Below are 13,422 nucleotides of genomic sequence, written 5' to 3' on the forward strand. Positions count from 1 at the left end.
TCGTCGCCTTCGGCGACAAGCCGTGAGACGTGATCGGGCGGGCACTGACTGCTGTCTGGCAGTATCAGGATGTCTTCCAGATGAGGCCCTCGATATCGCCGGTGAGAACGGACTCCCCATTGCTGTTCGTACACTCGACATCGACGGTGACGGCGTAGCGGTCGCCCTGTTCGTCGACGGTGTCGAACGTCCACAGACAGGTGATCTGCTCGCCAGTGTAGACCGGCTGGCGGAACTGGAACGTCATCTCCGTTGCGAGGACCTCGAGATCCCCGCCGATTTTCGTCGGCAGCGTCGCGGTCAGCAGACCGTGGACCAGCAGTCGCCCGTCCTTGTCGGGTTCTGTATGCTGATCCTGTCTGTCGCCCGACAGCGCTGCGAACCGTTCGACATCGTCGGTCGTGAACGTTCGTTCGAACGTGTGTGTCTCCCCTTCGATTGGCCCCTCCATGCTAGCTGCCTTCGAAGATGCGCTTGATCTCTGTGTTGTCGACGATCGGTTCGCCCTCGTCGATACTGGTGACGATCTCACCGCGTTCGATCACGTATCCGCGGTCGGCGATCTCTCCCGCATGGCGGACGTTCGACTCTGCGACGACGATCGCGATACCGAGGTCTTTGATACGCTCGACACCCTCACGGAAGCGCTCTCGTACCGACGGCGCAAGCCCTTCGAACGGTTCGTCGAGCAACACGATATCCGGGTCCGAAGCGAGCGCCCGGCCGACCGTGACCATCTTCTGTTCGCCGCCGCTGAGCTGACCGGCAGGCCGATCTAAGAACTCTTCCATCTCCGGGAAGATGTCGAGAATCTGGTCGCGACGCGTCTGAAACTCCTCGTCGCTGATCGAACTGCTGCCCCAGGTTGACATCTGGATGTTGTCCTCGACGGTAAGCGTCGTAAACAGCCGTCGATCCTCCGGGGCGAACCCGATCCCGTGTTGAATCCGCGTCCGCGAGGGCTGGTCCGTCAGATCGGTGCCCCGTACACGGATCGAGCCGTTCTGAATCGACGTCTGTCCCATCACCGTCCGGAACGTCGTCGTCTTGCCGGCTCCGTTACGGCCGATCAGCGCGACCGTCTCGCCCGGCTCGATCCGGATCGAGACGTCCTCGAGGACGGTCGCCTTGTCGAGTGTCACCGTGATGTCTTCGATCTCGAGCAGTGGCTCTTGGCTCATCTCAAACACCCCCCTCGAGGATGAACTGGTTGACCTCTTCTGACTCCATTACGGCTGCGACATCGTCGTCGGCGAGCACGCGCCCCTCGTGGAGGGCGATGATCCGATCGGAGTAATCACGAATGAGTTCCATGTCGTGTTCGATGAATATCAGGCCGATGTTCTGTTCGACCGCTGCCTCGGTGATCGTCTCCATGACGGCGTTTTTCTCACGTGAGCCGACGCCGCTTGTCGGCTCATCGAGAATCATGATCTCCGGCTCGAGTGCGAACGACATCGCCACGTCGAGTACCTTTCGAACCCCGTGTGGGAGATGCTCGGTGTGATCGTCGGCGTGGGCCTCGAGGTTGAACAACTCGAGAAGCCGTTCCGTCTCGCTGACGGAGGCGCTATCTCGGATGGTTGGCATGAACAGGCGGTTGTTCTCCTGTTTTCGCGAGAGTACGCTCGCCTGCATGTTCTCGAACACCGTCATCTCGTCGTATATCTGTGGGATCTGAAACGAACGGACGAGTCCTCTGCGGACTCGCTTGTACTTCTGCAGGCCGGAAATGTCCTCACCGTCGAAGATGATGGTGCCGTCAGTCAGTGGCAGCGCACCTGAGATGAGGTTCGTGAACGTGGTCTTGCCGGCTCCGTTTGGGCCGATGATGCCGACGATCTCGTCGTCGTAAAAATCGACGCTAACGCCATCGACGGCGACGATACTCCCGAAGTCTTTGCGAACGTTTTCCGTTCTGAGGATTGGCTCTGTACTCATTGTTCACCTCGCCGGTCGTTGAGTCGCTCTACGAGCATCTTGGCACCGCCCCAGATGCCTTTCTCGCGCAGCGTCAGGACGACGACGAACAGCACGAGCCCCATCGTAAAGTGCCAGTACTCGGTGTACGACAGCGCCAACTCTTGGAGCACGATGAAGCCACCGGCACCGACAACCGGACCGAGGAAGGTGCCGATGCCACCGAGCAGTGCCATGAAGACGATCTCGCCCGACATCGTCCAGTCGAGATACTCCGGGGTGATGTGGCCGATCAGGACGGCGTACAGTGCGCCACCGAGACCGACGATCATCGCCGACAGGACCATCGAGTAGACGCGGTATCGAAGGACTGGAACGCCTGTCATCTCCGCTCGCATCTCGTTTTCACGGATCATCTTCAGCGTGAGCCCGAACGGCGACCGAAGGATGAACCAGAGCAGGATGATGGTCGCGGTCAGGAACACTAACACGAAGTGGTAGTAAAACCCCATCAGGTAGATCTGTGCTGGGAGCTCACTGATCGGGATCCCGAAGAAGTCGGGGCGGCTGAGACCGATCCCATCCGTCCCGCGTGTGAGACCGCCGATGTCCCGGATGGCAAGGATATACAGGAGCTGTGCCAGTGCCAACGTCAACAGTGCGAAGTAGATCTCGTGTGTTTTGACGGTCAGTGCGCCGATGATGGCACCGACAATCCCGGACGTGAGCATTGCAAGCAGCATCAACAACACGAGATCGTTGATCCCGACTCGCCCCATCATGAGCACGACGGTGTACATTCCGGTGCCGAAAAACGCCGCGTGACCGAACGACAACAGCCCTGTGTAGCCGAGGACGATGTTGAAGCCGATTGCTGCGATGGCAAAACACATGATCCACGTCAGCAGTCGCGTGTGGTAGGCGTTCCCCGTCAGAGCCGGGTACAGAGCAAGCACGACAAACAGGATGATACCCGAGAGGAGCCGCCAGTCCTGGAGTGTCTCTGCCAGTTCGACGTTCTGGAACGTCGGCAAGCGGGTGCTCATTCGACCACCCCCTCATCGCCGAACAGCCCCTCTGGTCTGACGATGATGACGACCACCATTAACGCGAAGACGATCGCCAACTCGATCGCTGGGACGTACGCAATACCGAAGCTTCGCACCATCCCGATGATGAGCGAGGCGACGACGACACCCTTGAGGCTCCCGAGTCCGCCGATGACGATGACGGCGAACGAGAGCAACACGTACTCGAGTGTCACGGCTGGCGTGGCCACGGCAAACGGCACGAACAGGGCCCCACCGAGGGCGGCGATTGCGATCGAGAGGCTGAAGATGAGCACGCGAACTCGGGTGACGTTGATCCCGAGCATCTGGACCATCTCGTAGTCCTCGGACATCGCCTGGGAGATCTTCCCGATCTTCGTTTTGACGAACATCAGGTAGAGTCCGACGGCACAGAGAACAGCGACCAGGATGACGAACGATCGGTAGGTCGAGATCGATGCCCCGAGAACGTCGACCGTTCCCAACTGTCGTGATGGATTAGTTGCGGCGTCGACGCTGATCGGTGTCGCCCCCCAGAGATACTTGATGATATCATCGAGCATGAGGATCACACCGAACGTGGCCAGGAGCTGATACACCGGCTCGATCTCGTACAGCGGTGCGAACACCGTCTTGTCGAGGGCTGCAGCTAACACGAACACCACGATCGGGATCACGAAGACGAGCACGAACAGTAGCGCGGCCATCGTCGTCGTGATGTCGCCGATGTTGTTGAGCGTCCAGACGGCGACGTACGCCCCCAGCCCGTAGAACGCGGCGTGGGCCATGTTCAGCAGGTTGAGAATGCCGAACACGAGCGTCAACCCGACCGAGGCGAAAAACAACAGGGCTGCGAAGTAGAGCCCGTTGAACGTATGTCCCAGCACGAACGGCTGTCCTAGGAGTGTTTCTGGTATCATTGGTCGTCCTCCATTAGAGCGGCTCGATTTCCTCAACCCACTCCATCGTTGGGACATCTGTGGGCGGGTTCACTTCCGTCGCGGCGATGAACTCGAAATCGGTCGTCAGCGGGTGGTCAACGGGGAAGTCGTGGTCCTCCGTTGGCCGCCCGAAGACGGCAGGCGCGGCCGCCTGAGGGCCACGCATCGTGTGTTGACCGTGTGGCATCTCGACTGAGATGTCGTTCATCGACGCCATGAGCTGTTCGCCGGTCGGCCAGTCGCCGATGATCGAGACGGCTCGTTCGACGCCCTCCTGGAGCGTCTTCAGGCCGGCCCAGTCGTGGTAAGCTCCCCAGCCTGGGTACTCACCGTACCGGTCATAGTAGTCGTCGACGAACTGCTGATGATCCTCATCCTCGTCGTAACGGTAGGTGGGTTGGTAGCCAGCCCGCCCACCAAGCCAGACATTCTCTGGCATATCGCCGCCGAGAGAGCGAAGCAACGGTGCTCCGGTGTCCCCGATGAGCAGCGCTTCACCGATCTGGTCGAACAGCCCGCCGTCGACGCCCTGCGAGACGAATGTCGCCGTATCTCCGCCCCATAGACTCGAGAACAGGAGATCTGGCTCCTCGCTGGCGATCGCGCTCACGTGGGCGCTGTAGTCGGTCTCACCCAGATCGGGGTAGCGCGATTCGACGACGTCGATATCCGGCCTGACGTTCCCAAGAGCCGTCTCGAACATCTCCTGATGGTCGTGGCCCCAGGCGTAGTCGGGATCGATCGTCACGACCGTCTCAACGTCGTCCATCTGCTCGGCCATCCGGACGGCCCCGATCGCGCCCGCAGCGTTCGAGCCGGCTGTGCGGACGACGTGGTCCATCTCCGGGTTCTCCTCGAACAGCTGGTACGTCCCGGGCATCGTCACCAGAAACGGCATCTGCTGATCGTTTGCCGCCGGTGCAACCCCAAGCACGTGCGCACTCGAGATGATGCTAAAGAGCATGTCGACCTCTCCCTCTTGAGCGATCGCCTGCACTTCGCTGATGAGCGAGTCCAGACCAGCACCTTCGTCGAGTCTGTCGACGATTTCGATCTCGCGCTCGCCGAGGAGGCCACCCTCCTCGTTGATCTGGTCGACGAGCATATCGGTCGCGTTCATCGCCTGTTCGCCGTAGAACGCGGCCGGTCCGGATTCGAACAGGATCTGTGCGATCCGGAACGGTTCGTCCGGAATGCCTTCGATGGTCTCCTGTCCCAGATCCTCGTCTAAGAGCGCACAGCCGGCTGTCATGCTGACGCCCGACAGTGCCGCTGCCCCTTTCAGATACGTTCGGCGTGATAGTCGTGATTCTCTCATACTCCGTTTCCCCTCAGCTGCGTGTTATTTACGTCGTTCATTGTACTGCCCTGTGTGGCTGTCCGTGTGTCTGAAATCCGCCTCAGCGAGTCCCCTTGCCGACCGTCGATCGCCGCTGCCCGCGCGGGTGGTGGCTTGGACTCTCGAGTCCTTGGTGGGGTGCCCGTCGGGTATCGCACCGACGGCCACCGCAGTGTGGTCGCCAACGGCCAAGCGGTGGCCGGAGGCTGCCATCGAATCGGTTGGTGCTGTTGGTTACGGTTCATCATTGGCTCGTTTTATCGAAAGGATGGTACGGTCGAACTCACAGACCAGCGGCTCCTCCGGGTCGTTGACTTTGAACACCTCGACGTGCATGGTGACGATGCCCCGTTCGCCGTCGCTGGTTTCTCGTTTCTCCGTCACCGTTGACTGTGCGCGGATCGTGTCGCCGTGAAAGACCGGTTCCGGATGCTCGACGTCGTCATACGAGAGGTTGGCGACGATGGTGCCGTCAGTCGTCTCGGGAATCGTGATACCGACCGCGAGCGACATCGTGTAGAGGCCGTTGACCAGCCGTTCGCCGAACGCCGTCTCGGACGCAAACGCCGCGTCGAGATGCAACGGCTGCTGGTTCATCGTCATATCACAGAACCGCTGGTTGTCGCTCTCGCTGATCGTCCGTCGGCGCTCGTGGGCGATCGTTTCCCCAACGTCGAACTCCTCGTAGTACAGTCCAGTCATAAATATGTCTGTTATATGATTGTTCTTGTAGTTCGTGCTTAGAGGATCGTCCCGTGTTTCTTGTCCGGCAGGTCTTTCTCGACGGTCTCGTAGAACGCAAAGCGGGCCTCGAGTTCCTCCCGAAGCGAACTCGGCGCCACGATCTCGTCGATGACGACCTCGCTGGCCATCCGGTGGACGTTGATATCCTCGCGGTACTCCTCTCGCAGTTGCTGCTCTTTTTCGGCGCGTTCGTCCGGGTCGTCGATCGCGGCCAGCTTGTTCGCGTAGACGGCGTTGATCGCCGCTTCGGGGCCCATAATGGCGATCTCGCCGCTCGGCAGGCCGATCACGCCTTCCGGATCGTAGGCCGGCCCCGACATGGCGTAGATCCCCGCGCCGTAGGCTTTGCGGACGACGACGGACTGTTTGGGCACCGTCGCCGAGGACGTCGCGTAGATCATCTTCTTGCCCTGCTCTAAGATGCCGTCTTTCTCGACCTGTGAGCCGGCCATGAAGCCGGGCGTGTCACACAGGTACAACAGCGGGATATCGTAGGCGTCGCAGGTCCAGATGAACCCCGCGGCCTTTTCGGCGGCGTCGGGGAAGATCGCACCAGCGCGGTGGTTTGGCTGGTTGGCGACGATCCCGATCGGCCGGCCGTCGATACGAGCGAAGGACGTGATGATCTCCGGGCCGTACTCCGGCCGGAGCTCGAGTGTCGAGCCGGCGTCGACGACGCGCTCGATGACGTCGTTCATGTCGTAGCCACGGTTCGGTTCCTGTGGGACGACTGAATCGATCCCCTCGGGGGCCCGTGCGGGAGCCGTCCCCTCGGTCTGCGGTGGCTCCTCGTCTGCGTTGTCCGGCAGGTAGCCGATGAGTTTCGCGACGAGTTCGCGGGCGTGTTCCTCGTCTTCGGCGATCAGGTCCGCGCTGCCCGAATGCCGGGCGTGGACGTCCGGACCACCGAGATCCTGCAGGTCGATCTCCTCGCCGGTGACCATCTCGACCATCCGCGGGGAGGCGATCGCCATCGCCGAGACGTCTCGAACCATGACGGTGAAGTCGGCAAATACCGGTGTGTAGGCGGCTCCGGCGATACAGGGGCCGTAGAGCACGCAGATCTGTGGCACGCGGCCCGACAGCATCGAGTGGTTGTAGTAGTATTTCCCGATCCCTTCACGGTTCGCGAAGAACCCGCTTTGCTGGTCGATCCGGCCGCCCGAGGAGTCCATCAGGTACAGCACCGGCCGACCGGTTTTCAGCGCCCGCTGTTGCATCCGGAGGAACTTCTCGACGCCTTTCTCGGCCATCGACCCCGCCTTGACGGTGAAGTCGTTGGCCATGAAATGCAGATCTCGACCCTCGAACTCGGCAGCGCCGGTGATCAGCCCGTCCGCGGGCAGTCGATCGTCCGACTCGGGGTCGCTGTCCTGGCCGCTCGGATGCCACGCGTCGAAGTTGGCGAACTTGCCGTCTTCGAACGAGAGGCCGTCCTCGCCGAACCAGAGATCGAGCCGGTCGCGGACGAACAGCTTCCCCTGGTCGGAGAGGCGCTCGCGGTACTTCTCGGGGCCGCCCTCGAGGATGTCGTCGATCTCGGCTTGCAGCGTCTCCTCGCGGGCGGTCGGGCCAAGCGGCTCCGCACTGCCGCCGTCGCCGGTCGCCGTTTCGCCGGTCGTCGCGTCGCCTGCGCTCGCCTTGGGCGAGGCACTCGCAAGGAGGTCGTCACCCCGTTGGGCGTACAGCTCGACGTCCTCGCCGAAGTGCGAGGCGAGTGCCTTCGCGATCGCCTGTGCTTCCTGCTCGGTTGCCGTCGTGTTGATTCTCAGTTCCATCGTTACTCTAAGACGACCAGTGGGTCGCCCATATCAACTGTGTCACCGTCCGTCACGGCAACGTCCGCGACGGTGCCGGCGGCCGGTGCCACCACGTCGTTTTCCATCTTCATCGCCTCGAGGACGCAGACGACCTCACCCTGTGCGACTCGTTCGCCGGGGGAGACGTTCACGGAGAGCACGGTGCCCTGCATCTCGGCTGTCACTGCGTCGCTCGTGGTGACCTGTCCACCGGCACTGCCGGTGCTCGAGGCCGTCGATCCCGTTGCGGAGCCGCCCGCGTCGGCCCCGCCGTTACTGCTGGCTGCCCGCGGGATGTCCCCAGTGACGGCGACGTCGAACCGCTGTCCCTCGACCTCGACGACAAGGTCGTTCGTCGAGTCGCTGCCGGTCGCGCCGTCGTCGTCGACGGCCGTACTCCAGCGTTCGACGGCGGCTGCGAGGTCATCGTCGCTGACCGTCTCGTCAAGATAGTTCGTCGTGTGTGCGCCCGCGCGGAACGTCTCGTCATCGAGCATCAGCCGGTGGAACGGAATCGTCGTCTCGACGCCGACGTCGAAGTGGGTGAGTGCTCGTCGGGAGCGCTCGAGACAGCGCTCTCGAGTCGGCGCGCGAACGATCAGCTTCGCGATCATCGAGTCGTAGTCGCCGGCGATCACGTCGCCCTTTTCGATCGCGTCGTCGATCCGGACGCCGAGGCCACCCGGCGGGTCGTAGGTAGACAACGTGCCCGGCGTCGGCGCGAACCCGTTCGCGGGGTTTTCGGCGTTGATCCGGAACTCCATCGCGTGGCCATCGATCTCGATGTCGTCTTGCGTGTAGGGGAGTTCCTCGCCGGCTGCGATGCGGAGCTGTTCGCGGACGATGTCGATGCCAGTTACCTCCTCGCTGACGGTGTGTTCAACCTGAATCCGGGTGTTGACCTCCATGAAGTAGAACTCCCCATCTTCGACAAGGAACTCCACCGTGCCCGCGTTCGTGTAGTCGGCCTCGCGGACGCCCCGGCGGGCCGCGTCGCCGATCGCCTCGCGAAGCCCCGAATCGAGGGCCGGGCTCGGCGCTTCCTCGATCACCTTCTGATGGCGACGCTGAAGCGAGCAGTCTCGTTCACCGAGATGCAGCGCCGTGTCGTGTTCGTCCGCGAGAATCTGGACCTCGACGTGTTTCGGGGCCTCGAGGAACTTCTCGACGTAGACCGAGTCGTTGTCGAAGTAGGCCTCGCCTTCGCGTTTGGCGCTCTCGAAGGCGTCTTCGACCTCGTCGTCGCCGTGGACGATCTTCATGCCGCGGCCGCCACCACCGCCTTCGGCCTTGATGGCGATCGGGTAGCCAAAGTCTGCGCCCAGCTCGCGCACCTCGGCGGCCGACTCGACGGAGTCGGTCGTCCCCGGCACGACCGGGACGTCGGCTGCCTGCATGATCCGGCGAGCGTTGGTCTTCTCGCCTAAGGCCGTCATGGCGTCGCTCGAGGGACCGACCCAGGTGATCCCTTCGGCGTCCTCGACCTGGCTTGCGAACGCGGCGTTTTCCGCGAGGAAGCCGTAGCCGGGGTGGATCGCGTCGGCTCCCGCCCGGTTGGCGACCTCGATGATCGTCTCGCCGTCGAGATACGACTCGCTCGCCGGCGCGGGGCCGACGTTGTACGCTTCGTCGGCGTAGTCGACGTGGCCGGCGTCGCGGTCGGCGTCGCTGTAGACGGCGACCGTTGCAATGTCGAGTTCTTCACAGGCGCTCATGACGCGGACGGCGATTTCGCCGCGGTTCGCGACCAGTAGTTTCTCAAACATGGTCAGTAGGATTTGGGGAAGCCGAGCTGTTGGCCGATGTGGTTGTACGCCATCTGCTGGGAGACGGGTGCGAGTCGCGTGAGGTTGATCTCGCGCCACCAGCGTTCGACGTCGTACTCCGTGGCGTACCCCCAGCCGCCAAAGGCCTGCATCGAGTGTTTGACTGCCTCGATGCCGGCGTCGACGGCCGTCGCCTTCGCGACGTTGGTCTCGTAGCCACACTCCTCGCCCTGATCGTAGAGCCAGGCGGCCTTCTCGCGCATGAGTGCGGCCGTCTCCATCTTCGCGTAGGCTTCCGTGATCGGGAACGAGACGGCCTGATGGGTGCCGATCGGTGCGCCGAAGATCTCGCGGTCGTTGGCGTACTGGATCGCTGCGTTCGAGGCGAGTTTGCCGATCCCGGTGCCGGCGGCCGCAAAGCCGATGCGCTCGGGGTTCAGCATGTCGACCAGCACCCACCAGCCGTCGTCTTCCTCGCCCAGCAGGTTCTCCTCGGGCACGCGGACGTTCTCGAGGAAGACCTCACACGACTTCGAGTAGTTCATCGCGTGTTTGGGAATTGGGGAGACGTCGATGTTCGGGTCGTCCATATCGACGACGAAGAGGCTGATCCCGTCGGTGCCGCGGTCGACGTCCTCTCGAGGGGTCGTCCGCGTGACGAGGATCATGTTGTCGGCTCGATCCGCGAACGTGATCCACGCCTTCTTCCCGTTGAGCACGTACTCGTCGCCATCCTTTTCGGCTCGAGTGGCCACGTTGAGCGTGTTCGTCCCCGCCTCGGGCTCGGTGATCCCGATCGAGAAGTTACGCGCGCCGGTTGCGATGTCGGGCAGGTAGCGTTCTTTCTGTGCCTCGGTGCCGTTTTCGCGGATGCCGACGGCGGCCATCCCGGCGGTCAACACGAGATACCACGTGCCAGCCATGCCACAGCCCTCTGCACAGAGGGTTTCCATGGCCAACCCCATCTCCTGCATTCCCATGCCAGCGCCGTCGTACTCCTCGGGGACGAGGAGACCGTGGAAGCCGGCCTCGCCGAGTTCGTTCCAGAATTCCGTGGAGAACTCGCCGTTTTCTTCTTTCTCGCGCCAGTGTTCCGGTCCATACTGCTCGGCGATCTCCGCCGCTGTCTGGCGGATCATCGACCGTTCGTGTGTGTCTTCGAAGTTCATCGGTGGATTCGTATCGTATCGTCCGGGACATCCCGGATTGCTGCTCTCGCGTCGTTCGATCGCTCTACTCGAGGCGTTCGGATCTGATCAGGCCGCCTCGACTTCCTCTTCGACCTCGTCTTGGAGCTCCGTCCGGCGGATCTTCCCGGTGACCGTCTTTGGCAGTTCCTCGCGGAACTCGATCTCACGGGGGTACTCGTGGGCCGAGAGCTCGTCTCGCACGTGGGCTTTGATCTCCTCTTTGAGGTCGTCGGAGGTCGTCGTCCCCTCGCTTGGCACGATGTAGGCTTTCACGATGTTGCCCCGCTCGCGGTGGGGTTTGGGCACGACGGCGGACTCGGCGACGGCCTCGTGTTCGCCGAGTGAACTCTCGACCTCGAAGGGGCCGATCCGGTAGCCCGACGAGAGGATGACGTCGTCAGCCCGACCCTCGAACCAGAGGTAGCCGTCCTCGTCTTTGTGGGCGAGGTCGCCCGAGAGATACCACTCGCCGTCGGGACCATCGATGAAACACTCCGCGGTCTTCTCTGGTTTCTGCCAGTACTCCGCGAAGAAGCAGGGGTAGTCCCCGCGTTGGGCAATCTCGCCCGTTTCGCCGGCCTCGAGGACTTCGCCCGTCTCCGGATCGACGATATCGGCCTCGACCCCGGGCAGCGGCTTGCCCATCGAGCCCGGCCGGAGCTCCATCGTCGGATAGTTGTTGATAATCATGTTGCCCGTCTCGGTCTGGCCGTAGGTGTCGTGGATCGTCACCCCAAGCGTCTCCTCGCCCCATTCGACGACGCCCGCCGAGAGTGGTTCGCCGATCGACAGCGCGTGTCGCAGATCAAGCGTGACGTCCTCGAGGACCTCCTCGTGTTCGCGCAGCATCCGGTAGGCCGTCGGCACCGAGAACAACACCGTGATGGGGAATTCATCGAGCAAATCGGCCCACGTTTCGGGGTCGAACTCGCCCTCGTAGGTGAACAGGGCAGTGCCCCAGAACCAGGCCCCGAGCGTGTTGATCGGGCCGGTCAGCCAGCCCAGATCGCCCGTCGACCAGTAGCAGTCGCCCTCCTGGAGGTCGACAGCGTACTTCTGGGTGGCGGCGACACCGGTAACCCACCGGTGTTTGTGTCGGACACCTTTCGCCAGCCCCGTTGTGCCGCTGGTGTAGTAGAGCAAGGCGTCGTCCTCGCCGCCCGTCGCCGCCGGCTCGTACTCGCGACTCGCCGTCTCCATCTCGCTGTAGTAGCTGACGTCGCCGCGTCGAATGCCCGTCCCGTCGTCGCTGACGATGATGACGTGTTCGACCGACGGGGCGTCCTCGAGGGCCGCTTCGACGGTGTCGCGGTTGTCGGCGGTGGTGACGATCGCTTTCGCATCACAGTCGTCCAGCCGATAGGAGATGCCGTCGGGGCCGAAGCGCTCGTTGATGCCGCCGAAGACGGCCCCGCGTTTGAGCGTCCCCACCAGCGCGACGTAGTGTTCGGGGATTCGGGGCATGTAGGAGAAGACCCGATCGCCCTGGTCGATACCGAGATCCTCGAGGACGTTCGCGAACTGACTCGTCTGGTTGGCCAACTCCCAGAACGTCAGCGTCGTCAACTCACCGTCCTCGCCCACCTGATAGAGGGCGACTTTCTCCTTGTTCTCGGCGTGTCGATCACAGACCTCGTGGGCGATGTTCAGTTCACCCGGTGCGTCCCAGTCAGCCGCATTGTAGAGGTCGTCCCAGCTAAATTCCTCGCGAACCTGCTCGTAATCCGGAAGATTGTGGCTCGATGGCATACACCACTGCTGGTCCCATTCTCAGTAATAACTGCACCGGATGTTTTCAACATCCATGAGTAAAATAGAAACGAATGGTTCCGTCCGTCGCGGTCCAAAACCCGACGCCGGCTTGCGTAAACAGTTTCGAAAACACCATTCAAGTCGATTTGGAGGGGTCGTCAGCGAATGCGCGACTCGAGTTCCTCGAGACGTGGCAGTTGGTGGAATCAATCGAGCGACGTCCACACCGCCAGAAAACGACAGTCAGACCGTCCGTCTCAGTTCCGTCGCCGTCGCTCGAGCGTTCGCAACCGCTCGGTCCGGGCCTCGGTCGCCGGATGGGTCTGCGGCCGCCACGCGAGCAGGCGACGAACGCGTGTCGACACCGGTGTGATGATCCACTCGCGAAGCCACCGGCCAACGTAGAGTACGGCCCGATCCACGACATCCGGATCCGTGAACTCGGGTGTGAGTTTCGGGGCCCATCGGTCGACCCAGTGCTCGTCCTCGTCGTCCTCACGCGCCTCGAGTGCCAGCGGTTGGGCGACGATGCCGAGCGTCGCGCTGGCGTCGACCCGGGCGTCTCGCGCCGGGCGTACGCCCTCGAGCGTCTCGAGGGAAGCGGCCAGCGCGGCTGGGTTTCCGGTGAGTTGGACCGCACCACGATCGGCAGCGTACTCGCGACCCTTCGAGAACAGACCGAGCGCGATCGCGTTCACGCCGAGTAGGCCCCGCGCGACGGCGCTCAAGACGAGATAGCCCAGCCCGAGGACGATGATCCCAATGCCGGTGATGATCGCCAGCCACAGGGTGGCCCAGAGCACGCGCCGCAGCCACCGTTCGCGCTCGAGCAGCCGGTCGCCGACCGCGACGATCGCGGCGACGGCGGTGACGACCGGGAGGTCGCGGTTCGCGATATGGGCGACCTCGTGTGCGAGCGCCT

The 13,422-nt window shown here is 62.7% G+C and carries 11 protein-coding genes and 1 pseudogene; all 12 read right to left on the reverse strand.

Annotated elements, in window-relative coordinates; translation table 11 throughout:
• Positions 1 to 64: 64 nt before the first annotated feature.
• Complete coding sequence (locus ACERJA_RS14525) at positions 65 to 451, reverse strand: MaoC family dehydratase N-terminal domain-containing protein (protein WP_373608978.1); 387 nt, start codon at positions 449 to 451, stop codon at positions 65 to 67.
• Between the two features lies 1 nt (position 452).
• On the reverse strand, positions 453 to 1,181 hold the full coding sequence (locus ACERJA_RS14530; protein ID WP_373608979.1) for an ABC transporter ATP-binding protein: 729 nt from the start codon (positions 1,179 to 1,181) through the stop codon (positions 453 to 455).
• A 1-nt stretch (position 1,182) separates the two neighbouring features.
• Positions 1,183 to 1,941, reverse strand: a complete 759-nt coding sequence (locus tag ACERJA_RS14535; protein WP_373608980.1) for an ABC transporter ATP-binding protein — start codon at positions 1,939 to 1,941, stop codon at positions 1,183 to 1,185.
• Positions 1,938 to 2,966, reverse strand: a complete 1,029-nt coding sequence (locus ACERJA_RS14540) for a branched-chain amino acid ABC transporter permease (protein WP_006065362.1) — start codon at positions 2,964 to 2,966, stop codon at positions 1,938 to 1,940. The genes ACERJA_RS14535 and ACERJA_RS14540 overlap by 4 nt, the downstream gene beginning before the upstream one ends.
• The gene (locus ACERJA_RS14545) at positions 2,963 to 3,889 is read right to left on the reverse strand and encodes a branched-chain amino acid ABC transporter permease (RefSeq protein WP_373608981.1); all 927 of its coding nucleotides are present in this window, start codon (positions 3,887 to 3,889) and stop codon (positions 2,963 to 2,965) included. Before ACERJA_RS14545 ends, ACERJA_RS14540 begins: the two co-directional genes overlap by 4 nt.
• Positions 3,890 to 3,902: 13 nt before the next feature.
• On the reverse strand, positions 3,903 to 5,228 hold the full coding sequence (locus ACERJA_RS14550; protein ID WP_373608982.1) for an ABC transporter substrate-binding protein: 1,326 nt from the start codon (positions 5,226 to 5,228) through the stop codon (positions 3,903 to 3,905).
• 255 nt (positions 5,229 to 5,483) lie between these two features.
• Positions 5,484 to 5,951, reverse strand: a complete 468-nt coding sequence (locus ACERJA_RS14555) for a MaoC family dehydratase (protein WP_373608983.1) — start codon at positions 5,949 to 5,951, stop codon at positions 5,484 to 5,486.
• A gap of 38 nt (positions 5,952 to 5,989) precedes the next feature.
• On the reverse strand, positions 5,990 to 7,771 hold the full coding sequence (locus tag ACERJA_RS14560) for an acyl-CoA carboxylase subunit beta (RefSeq protein WP_373608984.1): 1,782 nt from the start codon (positions 7,769 to 7,771) through the stop codon (positions 5,990 to 5,992).
• Between the two features lie 2 nt (positions 7,772 to 7,773).
• Entirely contained in the window at positions 7,774 to 9,558 is a 1,785-nt protein-coding gene (locus tag ACERJA_RS14565; protein WP_373608985.1) for an acetyl-CoA carboxylase biotin carboxylase subunit, read from the reverse strand.
• 2 nt (positions 9,559 to 9,560) lie between these two features.
• Positions 9,561 to 10,727, reverse strand: coding sequence for an acyl-CoA dehydrogenase family protein (locus ACERJA_RS14570; protein ID WP_373608986.1), 1,167 nt, complete (start codon positions 10,725 to 10,727; stop codon positions 9,561 to 9,563).
• A gap of 87 nt (positions 10,728 to 10,814) precedes the next feature.
• Positions 10,815 to 12,497, reverse strand: coding sequence for an acyl-CoA synthetase (locus tag ACERJA_RS14575; protein ID WP_373608987.1), 1,683 nt, complete (start codon positions 12,495 to 12,497; stop codon positions 10,815 to 10,817).
• Positions 12,498 to 12,757: 260 nt separating this feature from the next.
• A pseudogene (locus ACERJA_RS14580) lies at positions 12,758 to 13,420 on the reverse strand (M48 family metalloprotease); the annotation flags it as partial.
• Between the last annotated feature and the right edge of the window lie 2 nt (positions 13,421 to 13,422).

The sequence above is a fragment of the Natronorubrum sp. A-ect3 genome (assembly GCF_041821125.1).
In the GTDB taxonomy this organism is placed as follows: domain Archaea; phylum Halobacteriota; class Halobacteria; order Halobacteriales; family Natrialbaceae; genus Natronorubrum; species Natronorubrum bangense.